Origin of the sequence: Flavobacterium frigoris PS1, assembly GCF_000252125.1 — a bacterium.
Classification (GTDB): domain Bacteria; phylum Bacteroidota; class Bacteroidia; order Flavobacteriales; family Flavobacteriaceae; genus Flavobacterium; species Flavobacterium frigoris_A.
Genome location: NZ_AHKF01000016.1, coordinates 11751 through 37522 on the forward strand (window position 1 = coordinate 11751; position 25772 = coordinate 37522).

General features: G+C 32.5%; 21 protein-coding genes. 9 read left to right on the plus strand and 12 right to left on the minus strand.

All coding sequences use genetic code 11. From position 1 onward, the window contains the following. Nucleotides 1-8: 8 nt before the first annotated feature. The 3 genes from HJ01_RS07010 to HJ01_RS07020 are packed head-to-tail and all read right to left on the minus strand — an operon-like array spanning nt 9 to nt 5610. A complete protein-coding gene (locus HJ01_RS07010) occupies nt 9-1091 on the minus strand; it encodes an alkaline phosphatase family protein (protein ID WP_040473773.1) in 1083 nt (360 codons plus the stop codon). 11 nt (nt 1092-1102) lie between these two features. Continuing rightward, nucleotides 1103-2509, minus strand: coding sequence for a SusD/RagB family nutrient-binding outer membrane lipoprotein (locus tag HJ01_RS07015; RefSeq protein ID WP_007137647.1), 1407 nt, complete (start codon nt 2507-2509; stop codon nt 1103-1105). Nucleotides 2510-2520: 11 nt separating this feature from the next. Then, on the minus strand, nt 2521-5610 hold the full coding sequence (locus HJ01_RS07020; RefSeq protein WP_007137648.1) for a SusC/RagA family TonB-linked outer membrane protein: 3090 nt from the start codon (nt 5608-5610) through the stop codon (nt 2521-2523). A gap of 195 nt (nt 5611-5805) precedes the next feature. On the opposite strand from HJ01_RS07020, the gene HJ01_RS07025 reads away from it, so the two are divergent. The 4 genes from HJ01_RS07025 (at nt 5806) to HJ01_RS07040 (ending at nt 9269) form a co-directional block, all read left to right on the plus strand. Further along, nucleotides 5806-6783, plus strand: coding sequence for a polyprenyl synthetase family protein (locus tag HJ01_RS07025; RefSeq protein ID WP_007137649.1), 978 nt, complete (start codon nt 5806-5808; stop codon nt 6781-6783). A gap of 127 nt (nt 6784-6910) precedes the next feature. Then, a complete protein-coding gene (locus tag HJ01_RS07030; RefSeq protein WP_007137650.1) occupies nt 6911-7471 on the plus strand; it encodes an RNA polymerase sigma factor in 561 nt (186 codons plus the stop codon). Next, a complete protein-coding gene (locus HJ01_RS07035) occupies nt 7458-8129 on the plus strand; it encodes a hypothetical protein (protein WP_007137651.1) in 672 nt (223 codons plus the stop codon). Before HJ01_RS07030 ends, HJ01_RS07035 begins: the two co-directional genes overlap by 14 nt. A 33-nt stretch (nt 8130-8162) precedes the next feature. Next, on the plus strand, nt 8163-9269 hold the full coding sequence (locus tag HJ01_RS07040; protein WP_007137652.1) for a hypothetical protein: 1107 nt from the start codon (nt 8163-8165) through the stop codon (nt 9267-9269). Nucleotides 9270-9347: 78 nt separating this feature from the next. On the opposite strand, the gene HJ01_RS07045 is transcribed toward HJ01_RS07040, so the two are convergent. The 3 genes from HJ01_RS07045 to HJ01_RS07055 form a co-directional block, all read right to left on the minus strand. After that, on the minus strand, nt 9348-9977 hold the full coding sequence (locus HJ01_RS07045) for a response regulator transcription factor (RefSeq protein WP_007137653.1): 630 nt from the start codon (nt 9975-9977) through the stop codon (nt 9348-9350). Nucleotides 9978-10045: 68 nt separating this feature from the next. After that, on the minus strand, nt 10046-11119 hold the full coding sequence (locus HJ01_RS07050; protein ID WP_007137654.1) for a response regulator: 1074 nt from the start codon (nt 11117-11119) through the stop codon (nt 10046-10048). Further along, entirely contained in the window at nt 11106-13073 is a 1968-nt protein-coding gene (locus tag HJ01_RS07055; protein ID WP_007137655.1) for a PAS domain-containing sensor histidine kinase, read from the minus strand. Before HJ01_RS07055 ends, HJ01_RS07050 begins: the two co-directional genes overlap by 14 nt. Nucleotides 13074-13225: 152 nt before the next feature. Here HJ01_RS07055 and HJ01_RS07060 point away from each other — a divergent pair, with 152 nt between their 5' ends. Beyond that, nucleotides 13226-13981: a response regulator gene (locus HJ01_RS07060; RefSeq protein ID WP_007137656.1), complete on the plus strand. Its 756-nt coding sequence runs from the start codon at nt 13226-13228 to the stop codon at nt 13979-13981. Between the two features lie 595 nt (nt 13982-14576). Further along, on the plus strand, nt 14577-14969 hold the full coding sequence (locus HJ01_RS07065; protein ID WP_138984270.1) for a hypothetical protein: 393 nt from the start codon (nt 14577-14579) through the stop codon (nt 14967-14969). A 55-nt stretch (nt 14970-15024) separates the two neighbouring features. On the opposite strand, the gene HJ01_RS07070 is transcribed toward HJ01_RS07065, so the two are convergent. Together HJ01_RS07070 and HJ01_RS07075 are read right to left on the minus strand one after the other, a co-directional pair. Continuing rightward, nucleotides 15025-15399 (minus strand): response regulator transcription factor, encoded by a 375-nt coding sequence (locus HJ01_RS07070; RefSeq protein ID WP_007137659.1) that lies wholly within the window; start codon nt 15397-15399, stop codon nt 15025-15027. Then, nucleotides 15392-18970, minus strand: coding sequence for a PAS domain S-box protein (locus HJ01_RS07075; RefSeq protein WP_007137660.1), 3579 nt, complete (start codon nt 18968-18970; stop codon nt 15392-15394). Before HJ01_RS07075 ends, HJ01_RS07070 begins: the two co-directional genes overlap by 8 nt. A gap of 259 nt (nt 18971-19229) precedes the next feature. On the opposite strand from HJ01_RS07075, the gene dnaG reads away from it, so the two are divergent. Continuing rightward, on the plus strand, nt 19230-21206 hold the full coding sequence (gene dnaG, locus HJ01_RS07080) for a DNA primase (protein WP_007137661.1): 1977 nt from the start codon (nt 19230-19232) through the stop codon (nt 21204-21206). Nucleotides 21207-21326: 120 nt separating this feature from the next. Here the strand turns inward: dnaG and HJ01_RS07085 are convergent, their stop codons facing one another. Then, the gene (locus HJ01_RS07085; RefSeq protein WP_007137662.1) at nt 21327-21956 is read right to left on the minus strand and encodes a response regulator transcription factor; all 630 of its coding nucleotides are present in this window, start codon (nt 21954-21956) and stop codon (nt 21327-21329) included. An 89-nt stretch (nt 21957-22045) separates the two neighbouring features. Next, entirely contained in the window at nt 22046-22846 is an 801-nt protein-coding gene (gene nadE / locus HJ01_RS07090) for an NAD(+) synthase (RefSeq protein ID WP_007137663.1), read from the minus strand. Between the two features lie 98 nt (nt 22847-22944). Here nadE and gldB point away from each other — a divergent pair, with 98 nt between their 5' ends. Together gldB and gldC are read left to right on the plus strand one after the other, a co-directional pair. Further along, complete coding sequence (gene gldB / locus HJ01_RS07095; protein WP_007137664.1) at nt 22945-23901, plus strand: gliding motility lipoprotein GldB; 957 nt, start codon at nt 22945-22947, stop codon at nt 23899-23901. Next, the gene (gene gldC / locus HJ01_RS07100) at nt 23901-24239 is read left to right on the plus strand and encodes a gliding motility protein GldC (protein WP_007137665.1); all 339 of its coding nucleotides are present in this window, start codon (nt 23901-23903) and stop codon (nt 24237-24239) included. Before gldB ends, gldC begins: the two co-directional genes overlap by 1 nt. 86 nt (nt 24240-24325) lie before the next feature. Here gldC and yihA read toward each other — a convergent pair whose 3' ends face one another. Together yihA and HJ01_RS07110 are read right to left on the minus strand one after the other, a co-directional pair. After that, on the minus strand, nt 24326-24946 hold the full coding sequence (gene yihA, locus HJ01_RS07105) for a ribosome biogenesis GTP-binding protein YihA/YsxC (protein ID WP_007137666.1): 621 nt from the start codon (nt 24944-24946) through the stop codon (nt 24326-24328). A gap of 31 nt (nt 24947-24977) precedes the next feature. After that, nucleotides 24978-25751, minus strand: a complete 774-nt coding sequence (locus tag HJ01_RS07110; protein ID WP_007137667.1) for an alpha/beta fold hydrolase — start codon at nt 25749-25751, stop codon at nt 24978-24980. Between the last annotated feature and the right edge of the window lie 21 nt (nt 25752-25772).

Sequence of the window (25772 nt, forward strand, 5' to 3'; positions counted from 1 at the left end):
CTAAGGAATTACTTTACAACTCCAGGAATTTCATTTGCTATCGGGTGATTTGCCTCAAAAGTATAACCCATAATTTTCGCCATTGTTTGTGCAAATTGATTTTGGTACAATTGGTTTTCCTCTTTCATTTCCCCTTTCGCTTCAATTTTTGGTCCCATTGCTGCAAACCATATTTCTGAAGCGTCTTTTATTTGTGGTCCATGACTGGTCCACTCTGATTTTGTGATATCACCACGACCATGATCTGTTGTGAATACCAAAGCAGTTTTGTCTTTGTATTGTGGGTCATTTTGTACAAAATCCCAAATCTCCTTAATCCAAGCATCAACTTGATGTGCAGCATCTAAATAAGAACGGTAAAATCCAGCATGTGCCCATTCATCTGTTTCTCCGTAGGAAATATACAATACTCTCGGTTTGTTCGTTTTTAACTCTTCAAGCGCTCCATAATGTGTAAATACATCTAAACATTCCTCTTCATGAAAAGGTTTGAATGAATCGGCGAGCATCGCATTTATTAATTTTTGATTTTCGTTTGGATTTTTACCACCCATTTTATCAAATGCTGAGACTACCGGAAAACCAGCTCTTTTTTCGTTCAAAATATTATCGAAAACGCCCCAAGCTCCAAAAGCAGCTACTTTTCCTTTTATTTTTGATTGCTTATTTAAGAATTCCAGAACTGTAGTGTTTGGATTCTCAGGATAGTGATTAGAGTTGATTAGAGTATCAGCATATCCAGTCATGATTTCATTGTATCCTGGATAACTAAACCAATATGGATTGGCATTATTTACCTTGTTACCAATTGTTCTATTTCCATAAATTTGTCCTTTTTTTGCAAGTACAGACCACATAAAAGACATTAGTTTTTCTCTGCGTTCGTTCTCGTTTTCAGCCCAATATTTTTTGTAAATATAAGAGCTGTCAGCTTGATTGAATCTTTTATCTTTTGCTAATGTTTCGTCCATTCCTTTAAAAGCTTCTTGCCATCTAAAACCATCAGTAGTAATGATAATGATGTTTTCGGCCTGCTGCGCACGAGTGATTACAGCACTAAAAAGGATCAGAATTAAAAGTATTTTTTTCATGTTATTATAAATTAAAAATTGTCCCACCATACTTTTACGTTGATATCATCTCCCCCCATTTTTTGTAATGCTTCGCTATTGTTTTCAGCATTAACAGATTGCTCTAGACTAGGATATAGGATTCTTCTGGGCACTTTTCCATTGTTTTTTGCTCCAGGACCTGCTTTAATAAAACTGGGTTTCCCCGTTCTTTTCCAGTCCAACCATGATTCTACTCCTGTGTGGTATAAAGCTAACCATTTTTGGGTGTATAATACTTCGGTTGTAGCACTATATGGAGCCGTTGCCGTCAAGTAATCTGTAGGCATAATGACATTCCATTGTTTGAAAGAAGCTGCTACAGCAGTGTCATAATACGTTTTGGCTGATCCAGTGGTGATAAGATTGCGTTGACTTGCTTCGGCCAATAGGAAGTTCAATTCACTATACGTCATGAATAAAGAAGATATTTTTGTTTTGTTATAAAAATAATCTTCTGCTCTTCTAGAGTATTTTGTTGGTTCCCCAATTTGATCTGATGCTAATCCTGGTTGAAGTCCTAAGTGATTTATTGTTCCCGCAATTGGATCAATCCATTCTTCTAGTCTTGGATCATTATTAGCTATTAATGTATTTACGAGATTAGTAGAAGGAACAACAATATTATAGCCATACAATCTATTAACTCCATCACTCATTGGTGAAATATTAGGATAACTTCCAGAGTATACATAACTAGCGTTGTCAGTATTAGATTGAAATAAAGGATATTCTGTAGGTTTAGTTATAATGTTATTTAATTTAACACTTACATTCACTTTGTTAGAAATGCGCATTAAAAGTCGTACATGTAATGAATTACAGAATTTTTTCCATTTTAACATGTCACCACTAAACAATAAGTCACCTTCCACTTTTGTTTTTGTATCAATCAAAGCATTTGCTTTGTCTAAATTTAGTAGCAGTTGTGTATATATTTCTTCTTGAGAATCATACTTAGGTTTTAGAATTCCTGACTCTCCTGTTGAAGCTTCAGAATAGGGTGCATACCCATAAGTATCAGTAATAAGACTCATCGTGTACGTTTCCAGAACCAGACCTATTGCCTCATAGTTTTTGTCATTTAATGCGATAGCTTGTTTTTTAATATCGTAGATGTCATTAAGCCATTTGTACATTCCCCAAAAGCGGTTGTCAGCACCCCAGTCATAAATATCTAATTGGTTGTACTCATAGAAACCACCATATTGAGCCAGAATATCCCCAAAATCATAAGAGTTGGTTACATTACTATTGGCTAAATTGAAAATAACGTTGGGGAGCATCTGCTTGGGCTGTGAAGCAGTGGGTTGATTTTTATTAGTGTTGATTTCTTCAAACCCATCGGTGCAAGAAATACTAACAACTAATAGTAATATAAAGGATATGATTTTTTTCATGATAATTTTTTTTAGAATGAAGCATTTAATTTGATTCCATAGTTTCTGGATGATGGCAGTTGTAATACTTCAAATCCGGGTAATAATGTACCGCCACTTATAGCTTGAGTTTCTGGATCAATGTTTGGAACTTTTGTCCAAAGCGCTAGATTGTTTCCAACTAGTCCAATACTCAGGTTTTGCATTTTTACCGCTTTGGTCCAGTTCTCAGACAGTCTGTAATTTAAGCTCACTTCTCTAAGCTTTACATAAGAGGCGTCAAATGAATTAGCTTCAATGTTATCTCTACGATAAGCATTATAGTAATACCAACTTTCAGCACTAATTGAAGTGGTGTTTGGACTGTACGTCCCATCGGTATTTTGTACAACTCCTTTACCTACAATTCCTGTTTCTCTACCCGGTAATGAAATAGCTAGTATTCCGCTTTCCATACCTATTGAATTTGTCATAGAATAGATTTTACCTCCATGGCGTACATCAAATAAAGCATTAAGGTTGAAGTTTTTATATTTTAAATTAGTAGCAAGACCCAACATCCAATCTGGATTATAGTTTCCGATTTTCTTGATTTTAGTATCTAATATTGGTGAACCGTTGCTGTCGTATACAATTTGATTATCAGGACTTCTTAAGTAACCACGTCCGTACATGTCTCCCATTCGTTCTCCTACACGTGCTTCAATTGTACCACCATTAGGTCCTTGAGCAATAATGTAGTTATTAATTCCCTCGGTCAATTCTTTTACTGTTCCACGGTTTTGAGAAAAATTAGCGTTAAGCGACCATTCAAAATCTTTTGTTCTAATAGGTTTAACTCCAAGGCCTATCTCGATTCCTTTATTTTGAATTTTACCTGCATTAATTACATTCGAATTAAATCCAGAAGCTTGAGATACATCTAAACCTACGATTTGATTTTTAGAATTTGTAATATAATAACTAGCATCTAGGGTAATTCTTTTTTTGAAAAACTGAGCTTCAACTCCTACTTCATAGGAAGTTGCAATTTCAGGTTTTAAGTTGCTATTTAAAATAGTGCTTGGATTGGTTAAAGTCCCAGCCAAAGCCCCATTTTGATAGGTTTTTACTAATTTATATGGATCAGTGTCGTTTCCTACAGAGGCAGCATTTACTCTTAGTTTTAAGAAATCGATGTTTTCATTCATTTCAAATAATGAAGTTGGAATAAAACTCAATGAAGCCGATGGATAGAAGTAAGAGTTGTTGTTCGCCGGTAGGGTAGAAGACCAGTCATTTCTCGCAGTTAGATCTAAATAAAGAAAATCTTTGTATCCAATATTTGCCAGACTGTACATACTGTTTATGCGTTTTTTGTAAATATTTCTAGATGAAATAGGCACAACATTGATATTCTGTAAATTATAGATTCCGGGAATACTTATTCCTTGTCCTTCAATTTTACTTTCAGATGTGTATTGATTCATGCTATTGGCTCCGTAAGAAATTTTAACGGAAAAATCCCCAAAACTATGATCGTAACTCAATAACATATCTGCATTGTATTCTGTAAATTCAATCGTTTGTTCGCGGTACATTCCTTGTGTATATCTTGAAGATCCAATTGGTCTTCTTGACCATCTAAAATCATTAGAATTGTCCATTCCTATTCTAGCCATGAATGAAAAGTTTTCATCGATTTCATAAGTAGAAGAAATGTTCCCAAAAAGGCGTCCTTTTTTAAACGCATTGATATTTTCATTTGCAATTTTGAAAGGGTTGTCTCCCCAACCGAACATACTGTTCTGTTTCACGTCTTTAACAATCCAGTAGTCTTTAAGCCAATTTAAATCAACATTGGTATGATTCCAAAGTAAATTATACATAATCCCTTGACTTCCGTAACCTGTCACTGGAGTATTACCACTGGCGCTTTTTGTATAAGTAGCTACTGTGGCAAGTTTCCACTTATCTGAAATGTTGTAATTAAGGTTTAAGCTTATGTTCTCTCTTTTTAGATCAGAATTAGGAACAATATCCTCACTTGTTGTTTTTCCGTAGCTCAGTCTGAAATTAGTTTTTTCATCTGAACCAGAAATAGAAACCGAATTTGAAATCGAACTTCCTTTTCTAAAAAAGTCATTTAAGTCGTATCTAAATTCAAATGGTAAAACTTGTCCTTGTCCTACTGAATAACCGGGGCTTCCATTTTGCAATAAAGAAACACCTGAGTCAAAACGTGGTCCTAAGTTGGTATCAGCACCCGGATCGTATACTTGTTTTGAACCAGCGCCATAAACACCTTGTATTTCAGGTAATCTTAATGCTTCACTTGTCATAAAGGAAGAAGAGATTGAAACGCCTAGTCCTTTGCCTTTTTTACCAGATTTAGTTGTGATTACAATAACACCATTTGCTGCTCTGGATCCGTAAAGTGCAGAAGCTGCTGCTCCTTTTAATACGTTTACACTTTCAATGTTTTCTTGATTGATTTCTGAAGCTCCATTCCCATAATCAGTAGGTAAATCAGCCTGACTAGTGGGACCGCCTCCTACACCATATACATTATTGTTAATCGGAATTCCATCTACTATAAACAAAGGGCCGTTATTGTTGATGTTCAAAGATTTATCTCCACGAATAGTTATTCTTGAAGAGCTTGTGATTCCGTTTCCAGAACCTGTAATTTGGACTCCTGATATTTTCCCTATTAAGTTAGACACAAAGTTAGCCGAGTTCACTTTATTAATATCTTCTGATTTTAATTCTTGTGAGGCATATCCTAAAGCACGTTTATCTCTTTTAATTCCTAATGCTGTAACAACCACTTCACCCAGTGCTATGGAATCATCTTGCAATGTAACATTTTGATTTTCTTGGTTGTTTACCAAAACTTCTTTGGTGGTGAAGCCCATAAAGTTGAAAATCAGTGTTTTTCCCTTTTCGGTTTTAATAGTGTAGTTTCCATTTCCGTCTGCAATTGTTGCAGTTTTGGTTCCTTTAATTAAAATAGTGGTTCCAGTAAGTGGGAAACCAGATGAATCCGTTACTTTTCCGGAGATTGTTTTTGTCTGTGCAGTAACTACATGCACACAAAATACAAGTAAAAGAAAGAGTAAATTTTTTCTTAAAATTTTCATTTGTTTGTTGTTTTGTTTTTGTTGTGCAAACTTATACCTCTGCTACTCGCGTCAGATTAAGATAACTTTAACAAAAACAGATGTGAAATTAAGAATAGGTTAGCAATGTTAAGGAGAAGATTTTTTTAAAATGAACGACTTAAATTGGATTTAAGGCTGAATATATTTGTCAAAAGATGTAACTTTGAATCCGAAATGAATGTCACTTCCCAAATAAAGCAACCCATCTTTAAAGAAATGGAACTTTTTGAAAAAAAGTTCTATGAATCGATGACTTCACAAGTGGCTTTACTGAACAGAATCACGTATTATATCGTAAATAGAAAAGGGAAGCAAATGCGTCCCATGTTTGTTTTTCTCACAGCAAAAATGGTTTCTGAGGGAGTTGTTAATGAAAGGACTTATCGCGGGGCTTGTGTTATTGAGTTAATTCATACAGCAACATTAGTTCATGATGATGTAGTCGATGACAGCAATCGCCGTCGTGGTTTTTTCTCCATTAATGCACTTTGGAAAAATAAAATCGCCGTACTTGTTGGAGATTATTTACTCTCAAAGGGATTGTTACTTTCTATAGATAATGGAGATTTTGATTTGCTAAAAATTATTTCTGTCGCAGTTCGCGAAATGAGCGAAGGCGAATTACTTCAAATAGAAAAAGCGAGAAGACTGGACATCACAGAGGATATTTACTACGAAATAATTCGGAAAAAGACAGCGACTCTTATTGCTGCCTGCTGTGCACTTGGTGCTAAATCTGTTATTGAAGATGAGCCTCAGGTTGAAAATATGCGAAAGTTTGGCGAGCTTATAGGAATGGCTTTCCAAATAAAAGATGACCTGTTCGACTATTCAGAAGATGCTATTGGGAAACCAACTGGGATCGATATAAAAGAGCAAAAAATGACTTTGCCGCTCATACATGTTTTGAATACCTGCACCTCAAAAGAAAAAAGCTGGTTAATCAATTCCATAAAAAACCACAACAAAGACAAGAAGCGAGTAAAAGAAGTGATTGCCTTTGTTAAAGACAATGAGGGTTTGATCTATGCTGAGAGCAAAATGGTCGAATTCCAACAAGAAGCGTTGTTGCTATTGAACAACTATCCCAACTCTGAATTTAAAGATGCACTAATCTTAATGGTAAATTACGTTATTGAAAGAAAGAAGTAGTTTTTTTTAATAAACTTATAGCGCTGTAATTTAGCAAGTTATACATTTATTTGTCTTTTTTTAAATTCCCATACAACCTTTTTACATTGTCAATCGTCTATACTAATAGAAACCCTTTACAAAGACTTTGAAAGTAATCAATTTACATCAGGAGGAAAAAGAAATAATTCAGCTTGCTGTCGATAATAATCGTCAGGCACAGCAGCAAATCTATACTCGGTTTTCTCCAAAAATGTTAAGTATCTGTCGGCTATATGTAAAAGATATACAGCAAGCCGAGGATGTAATGATTACCTCTTTCATGAAAGTATTTACAAGCCTTAAAAACTTTCAGCACAACGGAAGTTTTGAAGGTTGGATTAGACGAATTATAGTCAATGAATGTATTTCTTTTTTACGAGTGAATAAAAAAGTAAATTTTATTGAAGATGCAGTTTATGTTGAGGAAAGTGACGAAGTAGAAGAATGTGAATTATCATCAGATGACATTCAGTTTATGATAGATAATTTAGCTGTTGGTTATAAGATGGTTTTCAATTTGTATGCAATTGAAGGTTTTAAGCATAAAGAAATTGCTGTCATGCTTGAGATAAGCGAAGGAACTTCTAAATCGCAATTGTCACACGCGAGGAAAATTTTGCAACAGCAAATTAATGCCACAAAAAGTTACGACTATGGAACTAAATAAATTAGATACAATAATAAAAGACAAGTTAGAGGCTAGAACTATTGAGCCTTCTAATGAAGCTTGGGGAAAGTTAGAAGCAATGATGGTAGTTGCTGAGAAACCAAAACGCTCCTATTCTTGGATATACATTGCTGCCAGTTTTGTAGGATTGGCAGTTATAGGTACATTATTTTTTGCTCAAAACGAAAAGCTAATAATGAATCCAGAGGTTGAGGTCGTTGTCAAAGAATTAGTAGTGCCTAAAACTATTTTAAAACAATCAAACACCAGTCCTTTAGTTACTAATAATAGGAATGCTGCGTCTAGTGATAAAGTAGTTGTTTCTAAATCTATTTCAGTCGTAAAAGAGAGTGCGACGATTAATGCCTTAAACAAAAATCAAATAAGCCAGGTTTCAGTCATCAATCAAAAAAAAGAATCAAATTCAATCACGTCACAAACTCAAACCAGTACGCTTGAAATGCTAGCTGCCTTACAGAATGCTACACCAAAAGAAAAGCAAGTAAATTCTAAGCAAATTGTACATGTAGATGCTGCTAATTTACTCACTCAGGTCGATGGAGAACTAGAGCTTTCTTTTCGAGAAAAAGTAATCAATAAAGTCAGTAAGAATTACCAAACGGTAAAGGTAGCTTTCGCCAATAGAAATTTCGAATAAAATCATCAATCAATCAATCTTAAATTAATTATCATGAGAAACGTAGTTATTTACTTAACGTTATTATTGTGTCTTTTAGCCAGTAAAATGCTAGCACAAGATACTTTTGAAAAACAAGCAAAGAATATTGCTTTAAAAATCGAGAATATTACTAATGAACAAAAAGCTGCATTAAAAATAGAAGTTGAAGAAGTGAACTTTCAATTAGAGAAAGGAAAGCTAACTATAGAGGAGGCAAATGCAAAAAAGCAACAGTTGGCGCAGGCGAGAGCGACTATAATTGAAAACAAAGTTGCAGTTGCTCAGCAAGAATTAAGAGACTTGGTGCAACAAAAAGTGGACGGTAAAATTAATAGTCAGGCAGAAGATGGAAATGGGGCTGAAGGAACGATGATTAATATTATAGGCGGAAGTAATGACTCTATTGGAAAGAATAAGACTGAAATTAACTTGACTTCTATGAAAGTCTATAATGGACAAAATGATAAAGAAAATCGTCAATCAAAACGTACCACAAGTCAAGTCGTTTTTGCAGCAGGTTTAAATAATTTAGTTACAGATAAAAGCGTTGAAAATTCAGATTTCAGGTATTTTGGATCTCATTTTTACGAATTGGGTGTGACTTATAATTCAAGAATACTTAAGGATGCTAATTTATTACATGCTAAATATGGTTTGTCGGTTATGTATAATAACCTTCGTGCTACAGATAATAGAAGCTTTGTAGTGAACGGGAACCAAACCAACTTAGAAGTAAACTCGATTCATCAAGAAGATTCTAGATTTAGAACGGTTTCACTTGTAATTCCAGTTCACTTAGAAATTGATTTTTCTAAATCTAAAGAAAGGGACGGAAAAACTTATTTTAAAACTCATGATAATTTTCGTGTGGGTTTTGGTGGATATTTTGGCACAAATTTAAAGTCGAAACAAATTATAAAATACGAGGATGGGGATTATAAATCAAAAGAAAGAGTGAAAGGCGATTTTAATGCTGAAAAAATTATTTATGGATTGAGTTCTTACATTGGTTATAAAGCTACCAGTTTGTATTTTAAATACGATTTAAATCGGTTGTTTTCAGATAATGAATTGAAACAAAATAACGTATCCTTAGGTGTTCGATTTGATTTTAATTAAAAACAAATTGTAATTAATTACCAAGTACATTACTCCATTTAAGTAAAATTGAGTAATGTGCTATGGTTTTTAATCTCTTTATATTGCTTCTATTATCTTTGCTTTATTCACTAGATCTACTAAATTTGTAACGTTTAGCTTTATAAGTAATCTTAATTTATAAGTACTTATCGTTTTTTCGTCTAGGCTTAATATTTCTGCAATTTCATTATTCTTTTTACCGGCACTTAAATACCGTAACACTTCTACTTCTCTATTGGAAAGTTTTCGATGTAGTCGTTCCCCTTTATTTTGTTTCGCTATTAGTGAAAGGTTTGTTTTTATAGTCTCATTCATGATAATCTCTCCTTGATTAACTTTAACGATAACTTTTCCTAAATTTTCTAATTTTTCGGTTTTATGGACATATCCTGATACCCCTGCTTTAATAGCATTTGGCGCATAAATTTGCTCAGAAAGGCCACTGAAAATTATAATTTTTGTTGTTGGATGTTTTGTTAAAATTGTTTTGATTTCAAAAATACTTGAAAGCTCTTCTAATTCTAAATCCAAAATTAAGACATCAATGTCTTTCGTTTTAAGTAATTCCGTAACCATTGAAAATTTGTTGACATTAGCAACGATACTAATCTCTGGATGGTTTTTGAAATACGATTTTATCCCTTGATGGATGGCGGGATAATTATCTGCTAAACAAACTTTTATCATGATATTTATTTTAGTGTTAATGGAATAATTGTTTTTAATTTCAGTTTTGTATGTAAATGAATGACTAACTATATGTTTAATGGTAGCAGTATTTTTATCGTGGTTCCTTCTTTTTCTTTAGAACGAATGCTAAAAACACCTTTTATTTTTTTTATAATGATTCTGCTAAGGAAAAGACCTAAACCCAATCCTTGTTGTTCCTGTTGCTCCCTATTGAACTGTTGTGTGGCTCCAATTCTATTTAACTCATTTTCACTAAATCCAATGCCAAAATCTTTAATAACTAATTCGTAGAATTCTTGATTGTATATACTGCCAGAAACCATTACAATTGTATTGTGAGGCGAAAATTTTAAAGCATTGTCAATTAATTCAAAAAGGATAAAAGACAAGTTCTCCTGGGAAATTTTTACATCTGCTTTATCAATTGCGTACGTGATTCTTTTTTCTTGATTTTCGTAAACTTCAAATATTTTACTTTTTACTTTTAGAAAAATATCTAATACTGGAGCGTATGAATTATCTTCAAATTTTAGTATGTTGCTCTTTACGTTTTGATACAACATAATGTTTTGCAAAGTCCTATTCAATCTTTCGCCAGATATTTTTATAGCTTCATAAAATTTTAAGACGTCTTCCTTCTCAATGTCTTCATTTTCGATCAAAAGATCTATAGGAGCCAAAATTCCATTAAGAGGAGTATTTATTTCATGTAAAAAGGATATTTTGTTACCTATATAAATGTTACTATATGCATTTTTTATTTTATTAAATCGTTCGATTTTGTTTTTCACAATTTCAATCAATTCATCTATTTTAAAAGGCTTTGTGATAAAATCATCGGCGCCGTTTGTCAGGCATTTTCTCATTTGATTTTCTCCATTCATAGCTGTCATGAAAATAAACGGAATCGAGCTTAAGTCAATATTTTCTTTGATTAATTGATGAAACATATTGCCATCCATAATAGGCATCATGATGTCACTTATTATCAAATCAGGGATCCAGGAATCTAATATATTCAAAGCCTCTTGCCCGTTAGATGCTGTTTTGACAATATAGTTTTCGTGGATTAGTAGTTCAGAAATAGTTTCTCTTAAATTTATTTCATCATCGACCAGCAAAATTTTATTCTTGTTCATAAGGGAATTGTAATTTTATAATTGTTCCATCATTTTCTTTGGTTTTTAGTTCTATTGTTCCGCTTAAAAAACGTGTGAATTGCTTGACGATAACTAAACCTAAACCAGATCCTATAATAGTATTTGTATTTGAAGCTCTAAAAAAGGAAGTGAATAAATGTTCTACCTCATGTTCGGGTATTCCAATTCCGTAATCAATTACTTCTATTTCTAATTTATTCTCTAAATAGTTTATGATTAAACAAGGGGTAGCTTTACCAATGGAATATTTAAAAGCATTATTAATTAAGTTTGTTAAAATGTGGATTAACAAGGATTCATCAGAATAAAAGGTTTTGCGTTCTCCTTTCGTTATTACTTTGATTTTTCGTCCATCAGGAGTGTTATTAAAATAGGTCTTTATTAATAGTTTAACAAATGCATCAAAGGATATTGGTTTAATCTCTTTTTTTAATTTTTGAGATTCATATTTTGCGAAAACTAAAATATTATTCATCAATTCAGTCATGCGATCGACCTCTCTTTTTATTCTGTTTGTAATAGGCTTAATTGCAGGATTTTTGTTTAATTTTAAATCTAAAAGTTCCGTATTTGAATATATGACAGTTAAGGGGGTTCTAAATTGATGGGAGGCCATTGATACAAATTCAGATTTCATTTCATTGAATTTCTTTTCTTTAATAAGTGCAGCTTCCCTTTTTTCATCTATTTCAATACGTTCACTAACGTCTCGGCTGCAGGTTTGTGTCCCAATGACTTTGTTGTCAGTGTTTACAATGTTTTTCCCCGTAGTTTCCAACCAAACATAAGTTTGATCTTTTTTTCTAAATCTATAGGTTATGACAGTGTGTTTTCCACTGCTTGCTAATTCGTTAGAGGCAGCCATAACGTATTTAAAGTCATCGGGATGGACATAATCAGAGGCTATCTTATTAATCATTTGATCTGTTTCGTAACCTAAGATTTCTTTAAATGAATTTGATAAATAGATGTAGCTAGTGTCTAGATTATGTTGGCATATTATATCGGTCGTATTTTCGGTAATAAATCTATATTTTTCTTCTGATAATTGTAGTTGTATTTCTTTTTCTTTAATATCAGTTACGTCAATATGGGTCCCAATTATTTTTAACGGAGTACCATCATCATCTCTTTTTAAGATGCCACAATATTTGACCCATATAATGTGTCCTTTTTTATGATTCATTCTCATTATGCCACTATATTCATCTGAAATATTAGCGATGTAATTATGAAGATTTTTTTCAACCGCTTCTATATCGTCCGGATGCACGTTTTTTCGCCAGAAGTCATAACTGTGTTCAATAGTCTCTTTATCGTACCCAATCATTTCAGCCCAATAGTAAGAATACAAGGTTTTTTTTGTTGTTAAATCTAATTCCCACATGGCTTGATTGGTGCCAGTCATGTAGTAATTTAAATTTTCCATTTGAGTTCCTATCACTTCAGTCAATGCATCTTTAAAGGCCCTGATTCCAATATTCTTTGCAAGAATACTTAATGATCTGACTTCTTCATTAATCCAATCAACTCTGTTGTGATTTTCATACCCTATAAAACCCCATAATTTGTTATTGCTATATATGGGGGTAAGAAGGAATGAATCTGTATTTTTTGTTGCTAAATAGGTTTTAAATAGCGTTGGTTTTAATTCCTCTCGATACCCATAAAAACATTTGTTTTCAGGGATCATTATTTTTATTTCAGAAAAAAAATTACAGGAAGCGTCTGTTCCAAGCAACTTTACTGTCTTTTTTGTTTCAGAATCATAACTGTACTGAATTGATTCTGTTTCCATTTTAAAAACGTAGCAACTATTAACTTCTTGACTTTCTCCTAAAATTGTAATGCATAATTGTAATGCATCATCAAATTTTGGCTCGTCTAATAAAATATTATTCGCTAAAGAAATTCCTAATAAATGGTTTTTCATTGTTATTCTATTCTGCGTAATAGTTTTACTACTTTAATTAAAAAATAATTTCAGTATAAATGTATTTTATTTTAATTTTTCATTACTTTTCATTACTGATAATTTAAAATTATAAAGTAATATTTTAAAAACTGAATTAATATTTTTGGTAAATGATAACAGCCCCGTTTAAAATAGTTTTAATAGAAGATGATTTGAATTTAGGAGCTTCAGTCGTTGAGTTGCTTTTCTTGAATAATTTTGAAGTGAGTTGGCTTAAAAATGGAGTTGAAGCCCTCGATTATTTACAAAATAATATTCCTGATATTATTATTAGCGATTTGATGATGCCTTTAATGAATGGAGAAGAATTGTTTCTTAAAATTAGAAAAATAAAGAAATTTAATACTATTCCTTTTATCATTATTACTGCAAATAGCAATGATGAGGTACGCTACAGACAATTGAAAAATGGCGTAAATGATTATATAATGAAGCCATTTAAAGTGAAGGAGATGATTTTTAAAATAAATAATATTTTAGCTCTTAAAAAGCAAATTGAAAATAAATTTACTCCTGATCCTTTTTCTAAGGTTACAATAAAGCTTTCTGAGAAAGATTTTATTTTGTCTATAAATGCTATTTTATCTAAAGGCATGAAGTCTACTATGGATATTAATGAAATTGCAAATTCATTGCATTTCAGTAGATCTACATTAGATAAAAAAATAAGAAAGCGGACTAATAAAAATATTAGTCAATATATAAGAGAGTTTAAATTGGATTATGCCATTAAACTGATCAATCTTGGCGAAAGGAATATACAGTTCTTAGTTGACGAGACAGGCTTTAATTCTTTTTCTTATTTTTCTACTAGTTTTAAAAATTATGTTGGTCAAAGCCCAACTGATTATATAAAAGCACTTTAATTGTAACGTCTTTAAAGGTCATTTAAGTTATCAATCGTTATTTTTAAATCATTGATTATAAGTGTTGATTTTTACTACAGAAACAATAAATTTAGGTTTTATATTATAAACTTAATCTACACGCTGCTATGATTTTTAGACCTTCAGAGGAAAGTTGGGAAGAATTAGATGAGATTTTAAACAATAAAATAATAGTCAATAATGACATAAAAGTGTTGTTAACTTTAGGGTTTGTTTTTTTTTCATTCACTATTCTGTTGCTTCTTTTGGTAGATGTTTTTTTTAACTCTTAATTGAAATATTTGCCTACTAAAATCACTTTCTTTTAAGCCTATTTAGCTAAATGGAATTAAAAGAAAGTGATTTTTATTAAAATTAGATTATGAGTATTTAATTTTAAATTATCAATTAAAACTACTGTACAGAAATCACAAATTTTTACTTTTGGACCATGATTTGGGGATTATCTTATCATGCAGCTTACTTAAGATTTATTGGGGGCAATAAATTTAGTAGGTTATTTTAATTTCGTTAGGGTAAGCTGCTATGATAAGAATTAAGTAAAGAAACGCTAAGATTGGGTATGCATTTAGAAATGGCTTCATTTGAAAATAGGTTAGATAAAAACCCTCTTTTTTCTATAAATGATTCAACAGTAGTCATGGAGATTAATGGCGAAAAATTGAATTTACATTTAAATCAAATAACGAATGTTAGAATAGTTAAATGTAGAGATCTAACATTGAATGTTGTTTTACTTTTTTCATTTATATCTTTTTATCTTACAGGGGGTGAACGCTTTTTTTTAGTTGATTTAGTACCGATAATTATAAGTGTTTTTTTATTTGCCATCTCGATTTTTACACGACGTTTTTATTATAAGTTATTGATAAATAAGAGAAGTTATGTTTTTTATGAATTCGTTATTCCAAAAAGCAATTTGGTTTTTGCCGAACATTTAGCTTCAGTTATTAATGCCAAAAAATAATTTTTATTTTTTTTATCATTGCTGAAAAAAGTATAAGTCGTTTTTTGGAATTGTACTACTCTGTTCCTGTGGGTATAATATTGAGCTTCACGGCAGAAATTAATTCTTTAAATTCAAATGGTTTTTCAATATAACCTTTTACACCTAAGCTAATTCCTTTAGATTGATCTTCAACTGCTACTTTTGCTGAAATAAATAGCACTGGAATTTGGTGAAATTTGGTTTTTTTAAGCTCATTCATAAATCCGTATCCATCTAAAACTGGCATCATTATATCGCAGAGTATAAGATTGGGTTCAGTTTCCTTGATTTTTTCAATGCCATCTTTTCCATTTTCTGCTTCATATACTTCGTATCCGCTATAAGTCAACAATTCATTGATTGTTTCTCTTAGATTTACTTCGTCATCAATAATTAATATTTTATTCATTTCCTACAAGTTTGTGCAATTGGAATTGCATAGTCACCATTGTTCCTATTCCTATTTCACTTTCAAGGGTGACGGTTCCATTATTTTTTTCTACAAAATTTTTCACAATATGTAACCCTAATCCTGTGCCTTGAATTCCATCTGTATTACTGGCCCTAAAGAAAGTGTTAAAAAGTTTATCTTGATCCTTTTTTGGTATTCCAATTCCATAATCAATAACTTCAATTTTACAATCTGATTCAGTGGATATAATATTTAAGGTTACGTTTTTTGAGTTTTTAGAATATTTGAATGCATTATTCAATATGTTACTAATTGAATAATGCATTAGATTTTTATCTGCAAAAACTAGGAAATTATTTCCTGTGCAAATCATTGCAACATTCATGTTATTCTCTGTTTCCATATAATCCTCCTCAATTACTTCTTTACAAAGTGCTTTTAAATCCAGTACAGTTGGGGAGTAGCTCGTTTTTCCAGAATCTTCCTTAGATATGGTTAGTACGGCATTCATTAATTCAACAATTCGGTCAATTTCGTGTGTTATAACGTCAACTCTTTTTTGAACACGCAATTCATTTTCTATGTTTTGACCTTTTAAGTACATCTTGATTAGTTCGGCACTAGTTCTTATTGTCGTCATTGGTGTTCTAAACTCATGGGAAATGGTAGAGACTAAATTTGTTCGTAATTCATTTAATTTACGTTCTTTTATTAATGCTTTTTCAATAATTTGTTTTGCTTCTAATTCTTTGGTAACATCTCTTCCGTTGGTCTGAAAGCCTACTGCAGTTCCATTTTTTTCAAGTAAGATTGTAGTCGTTTGCAACCATATATAACCTCCATCAGCGTGTTTAAATCTATAATTTTCATTTTTTGAAATCTTATTTTTCCAAAAATCGTTAGTTCTCATACTTTCCTGAAATCTTTCTAGATCTTCTGGATGTACAAAATCTCTAGGAGCTTTACCTATTAATTCTTCAGGTTGGTACCCAACTAATTTTTTTACAGATGGGGAAACATACTCAAAGAAACTCTCTAAATCATGTAAACAGACTAAGTCTACAGTATTGTTGGCAAGTAGGCGGTACAAGTTTTTAGCTTCGTCTAGCTGAATTTGTTTGTTTCTATTATTCTCGTCTAATAGCAACTTATTTTCAGCCTCTATTTTTTTTCGTTGAGTAATGTCAATAAACTGGGATATGTAATATTTGTTGGCACTGTTTTTAATGATCGAAACTGATAGATGAGTCCATATCCATGTTTTGTTCTTATGAATAAATCGTATTTCAATATTGAATTTGGAGATTTTTTCTGAATCTAATTTTTCTTTAAAAATTAAAAGTTGCTTTAAATCAAATTTATGAACGAGGCTATTGAGTTTTAGAGATTTCATTTCAGCACTTGTATATCCTAAAATTTCGATAAGACGTTCGTTTACTTCAATATAATATCCTTCAGTATTAATTAATGCCATACCAGCTGCAGAGTGATTGAAGGCTCCTTTGAATTGTTCTTCACTTTGTTGCAATTCATATTCTAATTTTCTTTTATCGGTAATGTTTTTCATTGCCCCAATAATTCGAATAGCGTTCCCTTGTTCATTACGAACAATGTAGGCGGTGTCTTTTACTATTGCATAGCTATTATCAGATTTAAGATGTCTATATTCATATTCCCATGAGTCACTTTTGCTCAAAATAGCTGCGCTTATACTGGCATATGTTTTGTCTCTATCTAATGGGTGTACTAAATGGGAGTGATTTCCTAAATTGTTAATTGTGTTATTTAATTCAAAACCAAAATGTTCATAGTAACCATCTCCATAAAATACTTTCTGTGAAGCTAAATCCCAATCCCATATAACATCTGAAGAAGCCTTGTTAGAATATAAAAAGCGCTCATTGCTTATTTTTAATTCATTTTCGGCATTTTTTTGATTTGTTATATTATTAAAGGAGCAAATGACATAAAGTAATGTGTTATTGTCATTAAAAACGGGGATAGCATCAACGAGCAGCCAGACGAAGTCGTTTTGTATTGGACGGAAAACTCCCATGACAACGCCCTCTATGCGTTTTAGTTCTTTAATCGCTTTCGGTACAGGGTGTTCCTCAGCTCTAAAGTCTGTTCCGTCTGAATGAATCACTTTCCAATGGCTATCAAAGGAAGTTTTACCCAAAAGTTGATCTTGACTGAGTCCAAGCATTTCGCAGGCAGCTTGGTTATTTTCTATTATCTCTGAATCTGGCCCTTGTACCAAGATGCCTACTGCTACATTTTCTAGAATTCTCTGGAGTAATTGTTTGCTTTCAAGAATTTCTTTTTGAATTTTAACGCTTTGTGTTATATCAGTTCCAAAACCAACCATCATTTCTAATGTGCCATCTTCACGAAAAACAGGATTGTATTTTCTTTTGTTGGTTATTATGGATCCATTTGCATTAGTAATTTCATCTTGCCATTCGATTAATTCTTTTGAATCCAGCGCCTCCAAAAATTGTTTGCGGCGGAGTTCTGCAAAAGAGGAGGATCTGCCTGTATGAACGGCATATTCAAAGTCATCTTTTCCTATAATAAAATTGCGTAGTTCCTCATTCTTTATTGATGTTGGATTTAAATAAAGGTATTTGCGATTTTCATCAAAGACCGCTACAGCTGTTGGTAGAGAATCTAATATAGTGATGTAGAACTTTTTTTGTTCTTCAAGCCTTAGTTTTGATTCTATATGTTCAGTAATGTCTCTGCAATTTCCAACAAAATAAAATCCGTTTTTAGTATTTACTATCGTTAAAATGGCTGAATGCCAGACAAAATTGCCACTTAAATGTTTGATACGATAGGTTAATTCTTCCTTGCGGGTTTTGTGCTCTATTAAGTTTTTTACAGCTTGCGTGCATATTTTTAAATCTTCAGGATGTATAAACTCAGTAAAGTTGGTCCCAATAATGGTTTGGGTTTTATGGCCCAAAATAGTTTCCCATTTTTTAGAAACCTCTGTAATTATACCATTATCATCAAGCTTATAAGTTATTTCAATTGAGTTTGCATTGTGAATTTCAAACTGAATTGTTTTATCGTTGATGTTATTTTGCAATTCAGTATTCTGATCCATCAAATTAATTATGGACTGAATATTGATAATAGACTGAGCAATTACTTTGTTTTGTAAAGCCGTAATTTTATGAGGAACTAAATTCATTAGAGATAAAGATCCAACTACAGAGCCATTCTGATTTAGGATAGGGAATCCTGCAAAAAATGCGAAATGGGATTCAGAATTGTTCAGAAGTGCTAGCTTGATTTTTGAAACTTTATTGTCACTAGAAAAGACACTCGATTTATTCTGGAGAGTAACAGTGTCTAGCATGGAAAGCACATCGTCAGAAACTGAGTTGTCAAATCCTATTCTATAATCCTTAGTTTTGTTGTTAACACCTTTAATTGTTAAATAAACGTAAGGAACCTCACATACTTCCGATAGGAATAATAAAATGGAGTTAAATTCATTCTTATTCTTAGTAAAATTGATTTCATCCGTTTTATTTTGGATAAATGCTGATGTTTCCATAAATGTAATAAATTATGGGGCAGTAAATTGCAACTATGATTTGGGGGTAACTGTAAATTAAAGGATATTTTATTAGATATAAAAAGTAAATTGAATAATTAACACTATTTTTCATAAATGAATTAGTAAATTATAATTCGCTGTACTTTAGGCTTTTTACTCAATTGTAATTTATGTTATTGGATTGCTGTTTTATTTGAATAATAAATAATTTTGTCAAGCTAAACGTTGTAACTTTGAATTTCTAAAAAATTAAAAATTGATTTCAAAAGCGACTATAGATACTGTTTTCGAAACGACTCGAGTAGAGGAGGTTATCGGCGATTTTGTACAATTAAAGAGAGCCGGAAGTAACTTTAAAGGATTGAGTCCGTTCTCTGATGAGCGCTCGCCCTCCTTTATGGTGTCGCCTGTGAAGCAAATATGGAAAGATTTTAGTACTGGTAAAGGAGGGAATTCAGTAGCTTTCTTAATGGAGCACGAGCATTTTACTTATCCCGAAGCTATTCGTTATTTAGCTAAAAAATATAATATTGAGATTGAAGAGACAGAGCAAACTGATCAGGAAAAAGCCAATACTGATATTCGTGAAAGCATGTATTTGGTCTCTGAATTTGCTAAAAGCTACTTCCATAAAACACTTTTAAACTCTGAGGAAGGGAAAGCAATAGGGCTTTCTTATTTTAAGGAAAGAGGCTTTACCGCTGAAACCATTAAAAAATTTAGTTTAGGGTATTCTCCTGAAACTTGGGATGCTTTTACTAAAGAAGCCTTAGGGAAAGGTTATAAGTTAGAGTTTCTGGAAAGTACCGGTTTAACTATAGCTAGAGAGGACAGACCGTTTGATCGTTTTAAGAGCAGAGTAATGTTTCCTATACAAAGTATGTCTGGAAGGGTTCTTGGTTTTGGAGGTCGCATACTCACCAATGACAAAAAATCAGCAAAATACCTGAATTCACCAGAAAGCGATATTTATCATAAGAGTAAGGTCTTGTACGGGATTTTTCAGGCCAAACAATCTATCGCTAAACTTAATAATTGTTTTTTAGTTGAAGGATATACAGATGTTATTCAATTTAATCAAGCTGGAATCGAAAATGTGGTTGCTTCCTCAGGGACAGCTTTGACGCCAGATCAAATCCGTCTAATTAACAGATTGACTAAAAACATTACCGTTCTTTTTGATGGTGATGCGGCCGGGCTTCGGGCTTCGATTAGAGGAATCGATCTGATTCTGGAAGAGGGAATGAATGTAAAGGTTTGTGCTTTCCCCGATGGTGAAGATCCAGATAGTTTTGCCAAAAAAACGTCTTACGATGATTTAGTGGTCTATTTAGAGAATAATGCCAAAGATTTTATACAGTTTAAAGCTTCCCTTTTAATGAATGAGGCGAAGAATGACCCCATAAAAAAAGCTGATTTGATTCGGGATATGGTTTCGAGTATTTCCAAAATACCAGACAGAATTCAAAGGGAAATATACATTCAGGAGTGTTCCCGCATTATGGATATTTCAGAGCAAGTTTTGGTCAGCACCTTGGCACAGTTACTTCAGAAAGATGTAGCCGAGGTTGGAAAGAAGCAAAAGACAGAACAAAAGTCCTTCGAGGTAATAAAAAACGAAAACCCAGAGGCGGTCGAAAAGGTTGATGTGTTAGGTAATGTGGAGCGTGAAATAATCAGGATTCTTTTGCTATATGGTGATAGAACTGAAAATTTCGAAGAAATATTGATGAAGTCTAACGGAGAAGGAGAAATTATCGAAGTTACAGAATATAAGGAGTTGAAGGTTTTCCAAAAAATATTTTTGAGTCTACAGGAAGATGAAGTAGAATTTGCTAGTCCAATTTTTAAAGTTATCTATGAAGATTTAATGAACTACTATCTTCAAAATGAAAACTCAGGAATAGATAAATATATAAATCATCTGCAGTCCGGCGTCCCGCAAGAAGTGACTACTATAATGATGGAAGATGAAAAATATGTATTGCACGACTGGATAGGCCAAAATATATTTCCAAAAACGATTGAAGATACCTTAAATCAAGGAGTATCAGATACTTTATTCACTTTAAGATGGTTCTTGATTAGTGAAATTATTGAAAACTTAAAAAACTCGATCTCAAATGAACCGGGTTCAGATAATATGGAATCATTATCCATGGTGATGAGCTATATTGACCTTAGAGGTAAATTTTCAAGAAAACTAGGTAGGGTTGTAGTTAGGTATCATTAAAAAACTCCAAATCGCTGAACGAGGTTCAGATAAAATGGAGTTTTTAACTATGGTAACTGATTATAACAAATTAATCAATAGATTTTCTAAATAATCAGGAGGGCAAAAGGAAAGAAATAGCTAAACTATTTCCAGTTTTTTTGCTTTTTCAACTAAATCAACTAGATTGGTTACATTAAGTTTTGTTAACAATCGTAATTTGTACGTACTAATTGTTTTTTCATTGAGGTTTAGGATTTCAGCAATTTCATGATTCTTTTTCCCTGAACTTAAATAGCGAAGCACTTCCACTTCGCGATTCGATAATTTTCGATAAAGGCGTTCGCTTTTACTTTGTTTTGCAATTAAGGCAAGATTCTTTTTCACGGTTTCGTTCATGATAATCTTTCCTTGATTAACTTTGACAATAGATTGGCCTAAAGTTTCTAGTTTTTCTTTTTTATGGACAAATCCAGAGACACCTGCTTTAATTGCATTTGGCGCATAGATTTGTTCTGAAAGACCACTGAAAATAATAATTTTAGTTTTTGGAAAAGTTTTCAAAATGGATTTCACTTCAAAAATACTAGCAAGGCCTTCCAGCTCCAAATCTAATATTAATACGTCGATTTCTTTAGTAAGGAGTATGTCGCGAATCATCAAGAAGTTACCAACATTGGCAACTATTGATATGTCGGCATGATCTTTAAAATAAGATTTCACTCCAAAATGAACGACCGGATAGTTATCGGCTAAACAAACTTTTATCATAATTCTTTATTTAAGAGTTATCTGTCAAAATAATATAATAAAATTAATAATAAAATGATATTATTACTAATTTTCTGGATAAAACGCAATTAATTCCGATTAACGAAGCAAACGGGTATCTCCCTCATTTTGTGTTGGTTAATTTTGTTTAAGCGTTTGTAAATTTCAAACACTGTTTTTTGTCTTCCTGAAAAATCAGCAGCTTTTTTCCCTGATTCATCTTCAATCATAGCCCATTCTAATTCATCGTAATTAGCGCCTAATTGTTGTTCATCTGTTTTTTCGTCGCCAAACAGGCCGTCTGATGGTGCTGCTTTCAGAATTGACTCTGGAACTTCTAGATAGGCAGCCAAAGAAAACACTTCAGATTTCATTAAATCTGCAATTGGACTTAAATCTACTCCTCCATCTCCATATTTTGTATAAAACCCAACTCCAAAATCTTCTACTTTATTTCCGGTTCCTGCGACCAATAATCCATGAATACCTGCAAAATAATATAACGTAGTCATACGAAGTCGTGCTCGTGTATTTGCCAGCGTCAGAACCAGTTTGTGCTCTTCGAAATCAGTAGGGACTTCTTTTTTAAACGCTTCGAAAACTGAAGTTAGATCTGCCTGTGTGCTTGTTACATTAGGGAATCTACTTTTTAATTGCTCGATATGTTCACGTCCGCGGCTTACATGACTTTCGTGTTGATGAATAGGCATTTCTACACATAAAACGTCCAGACCAGTTTGTGCGCACAATGTTGAAGTGACAGCTGAATCAACTCCGCCTGAAATACCAATAACGAAGCCTTTGACTTTTGCGTTTTCTGCATAGGCCTTTAACCAGTTCACAATTTGGGTATTCACTTGATCAACTTGTATGGTACTTTTTTTAGTCATAATTGTTTAACTTTTAACAAGGAGGAATGTATATTTGCAAAAGCAATAAGTAGCCTACTCTTTTGAGTGATTTTTCTGTAGCAAATTTAATTAAAAAAATGAAAAGATACCTAATTTCTAGTGTTCTAAGTCTATTTCTTTTGTCTTGTGGACAGAAAAATAAAATAGAGAAGGCTGTTAATGAAATACCTGTAGAGATAAAGGTAGAACGCTTTGATAAAGTCTTTTTCGAAACAAAGCCTGAAGATTTAAGTAAAGTTAAGAAAGAATATCCCTTTTTTTTTCCTGCAGGAAATGATGATTCTGTATGGTTAGATAAAATGCAGGATCCCTTGTGGCGCGAGTTGTACGCCGAAGTTCAAAAAAAGTACGCTAATTTTGATCCTGTGCAAAGTGAGGCTGTCACGCTTTTTAAACACCTAAAATACTATTTTCCAGAGACGAAAACACCTAAGCTGATTACGGTAATATCTGAGATGGATTATAATAATAAGGTAATATATGCTGATAGTCTTGTTATTATATCGCTGGAAATGTATTTAGGTAAAGAGCATAAATTTTATCAGTTTCCAAACTATATTAAGGAGAATTTTGTGGAAAGGCAGATTATGCCAGATGTAGTTTCTAGTTTTTTTAAATTTAAAACGACTCCAAATCAGGATAAGAGTTTGCTCTCTAATATGATTTTTTCAGGTAAGGAGTTGTACTTGAAAGACATGTTATTGCCAGATTATAGCGATGCTGATAAGATGGGCTACACACCAGAGCAGATTACATGGTGTGTTGAAAACGAGAGTTATATGTGGCGTTATTTCATTGAAAAAGAATTGCTTTACAGTGACGATCAAAAGTTGATTCCGCGGTTTATAGGTATGGCTCCTTTTTCTAAATTTTATTTAGAAATTGACAACGAAAGCCCAGGTCGGGTGGGAGCTTGGTTAGGATGGCAAATTGTTCGCTCGTATATGGAAAACAATGAAGTATCTTTGCAACAGTTATTAAATTCGAATGCTAAAGAAATATTTGAAAAATCAAAATATAAACCTAAAAAGTAATGTCAGATAAAAATAAATCAGAAATTAAGATTGTTGTTGAATTAGATGAAAACCAAGTTCCAGAAAAACTATTATGGTCTGCTAAAGATGGTGGTGTGGAGTTAGAAGAAGCTAAAGCGGTTATGCTTTCAGTTTGGGACAGCAAAGCTAAAGAAAGTTTACGTATCGATTTATGGACAAAAGATATGCCTGTAGATGAAATGAAGATATTTTTTCACCAGACTCTAGTTACTATGTCAGATACTTTTTTCCGTGCAACCGGGGACGAAAAAATGACAGATACAATGAAGCAATTTTGCGAGTATTTTGCAGAAAAACTAGAATTGAAAAAACAATAAAAATGCAGCCTTAAATAAAAAATCCCAAAACTATTTTTTTTTAGTTTTGGGATTTTTTTTATTTTAAAATAGCAAAGTTTTTGTTTCTAAAACTGATTTTTGTTTTTGAAAACCTCTTGGTTTACTTCCTCTATATAGGTTAGTAGTTCTTCTTTTCCTAGAGATTCCGTTGCTGAAGTTACAAAATAATGCGGCATTTCTGCCCAGTTATTTGCGAACATATTCTTCTTATAAGCGGCAATATGTGAATCAATTTTTACTTTACTGATTTTGTCTGCTTTGGTAAAAACAATACAAAAAGGAATTTCACTCTCTCCCATATAGGACATGAATTCAATATCGATTGCTTGTGCCTCATGACGAATATCTATTAAAACAAAAGCGCAAACCAACTGTTCACGAGTTTCGAAATAATCAGTAATAAATTGCTGAAAAACGGACTTTGTTTTTTTAGATACCTTTGCGTAACCATATCCGGGTAAATCTACTAAAAACCAATTGTTATTTATTATGAAATGATTGATTAGCTGCGTTTTTCCTGGTCTTCCAGAAGTTTTAGCGAGCTTTTTATGGTTGGTCAACATATTGATTAATGAGGACTTTCCAACGTTTGATCGGCCTATAAAAGCATATTCCGGCAAAAAATCCTTTGGACATTTTGAGACGTCTGAATTGCTAATTACGAATTCGGCAGTATTAATTTTCATTTGTTCTAGGTGTAAAATTCTCCTTTTAGGATTAGTGTGCTTTTAAATGCGTGTGTGTTAACCATTCTTCCAGTAATCGGTTGAATTCTTCCGGTTGTTCCATCATTGCCGCATGTCCACATTTGTCAATCCAATATAAAGTAGAGTTAGGTAGTAACTTGTTAAATTCTTCAGCAACATCCGGAGGTGTTACTTTGTCGTTCTTTCCCCATATTATACATGTTTGAACATGCATTTTAGGTAAATCTTTTGCCATGTTGTGACGAATCGCACTTTTAGCGATTGTTAGCGTTTTTATCAGTTTTATTCTATCGTTTACAGAAGCGTATACTTCGTCAATAAGTTCAGGTGTTGCTACCTTTGGATCGTAAAATACATCTTCGGCTTTTTTCTTAATGTATTCATAATCACCTCTTTTTGGATAGCTATCACCCATGGCGCTTTCGTACAATCCTGAACTACCTGTTATTACAAGTCCCGCAACTTTTTCAGGATACATTTTAGTATGATATAATGCGATATGACCTCCTAATGAATTTCCCAAAAGTATTACTCTTTCAAAACCTTTGAAAGTGATAAAGTCTTTGACGTATTTTGCGAAATTTTTGACGTTAGTTTTTAAAATATTTTGGGTATATATAGGTAAATCAGGTATTACTATTTTATATCCTTTTTCAGAAAAATAACTAGCAACAGCGTCAAAATTACTAAGGCCTCCCATTAAGCCATGTAAGATAACAATTGGCGTTCCTTCTCCAGCTTCATAATAGCTGTATTTACCTTCTTTTTTATAATTTTTTTCCATGTTTTTGAATGCGGATTTTCA

Coding starts and splice junctions, on each gene's coding strand:
- HJ01_RS07010 (WP_040473773.1), bottom strand. CDS start 1,091: ATGAAAAAAATACTTTTAATTCTGATCCTTTTTAGTGCTGTAATCACT.
- HJ01_RS07020 (WP_007137648.1), bottom strand. CDS start 5,610: ATGAAAATTTTAAGAAAAAATTTACTCTTTCTTTTACTTGTATTTTGT.
- HJ01_RS07060 (WP_007137656.1), top strand. CDS start 13,226: ATGATAACAGCCCCGTTTAAAATAGTTTTAATAGAAGATGATTTGAAT.
- HJ01_RS07025 (WP_007137649.1), top strand. CDS start 5,806: ATGAATGTCACTTCCCAAATAAAGCAACCCATCTTTAAAGAAATGGAA.
- HJ01_RS07040 (WP_007137652.1), top strand. CDS start 8,163: ATGAGAAACGTAGTTATTTACTTAACGTTATTATTGTGTCTTTTAGCC.
- nadE (WP_007137663.1), bottom strand. CDS start 22,846: ATGACTAAAAAAAGTACCATACAAGTTGATCAAGTGAATACCCAAATT.
- HJ01_RS07015 (WP_007137647.1), bottom strand. CDS start 2,509: ATGAAAAAAATCATATCCTTTATATTACTATTAGTTGTTAGTATTTCT.
- yihA (WP_007137666.1), bottom strand. CDS start 24,946: ATGAAAATTAATACTGCCGAATTCGTAATTAGCAATTCAGACGTCTCA.
- HJ01_RS07065 (WP_138984270.1), top strand. CDS start 14,577: ATGGCTTCATTTGAAAATAGGTTAGATAAAAACCCTCTTTTTTCTATA.
- HJ01_RS07085 (WP_007137662.1), bottom strand. CDS start 21,956: ATGATAAAAGTTTGTTTAGCCGATAACTATCCGGTCGTTCATTTTGGA.
- HJ01_RS07070 (WP_007137659.1), bottom strand. CDS start 15,399: ATGAATAAAATATTAATTATTGATGACGAAGTAAATCTAAGAGAAACA.
- HJ01_RS07035 (WP_007137651.1), top strand. CDS start 7,458: ATGGAACTAAATAAATTAGATACAATAATAAAAGACAAGTTAGAGGCT.
- gldB (WP_007137664.1), top strand. CDS start 22,945: ATGAAAAGATACCTAATTTCTAGTGTTCTAAGTCTATTTCTTTTGTCT.
- gldC (WP_007137665.1), top strand. CDS start 23,901: ATGTCAGATAAAAATAAATCAGAAATTAAGATTGTTGTTGAATTAGAT.
- HJ01_RS07050 (WP_007137654.1), bottom strand. CDS start 11,119: ATGAACAAGAATAAAATTTTGCTGGTCGATGATGAAATAAATTTAAGA.
- HJ01_RS07045 (WP_007137653.1), bottom strand. CDS start 9,977: ATGATAAAAGTTTGTTTAGCAGATAATTATCCCGCCATCCATCAAGGG.
- HJ01_RS07110 (WP_007137667.1), bottom strand. CDS start 25,751: ATGGAAAAAAATTATAAAAAAGAAGGTAAATACAGCTATTATGAAGCT.
- HJ01_RS07055 (WP_007137655.1), bottom strand. CDS start 13,073: ATGAAAAACCATTTATTAGGAATTTCTTTAGCGAATAATATTTTATTA.
- HJ01_RS07075 (WP_007137660.1), bottom strand. CDS start 18,970: ATGGAAACATCAGCATTTATCCAAAATAAAACGGATGAAATCAATTTT.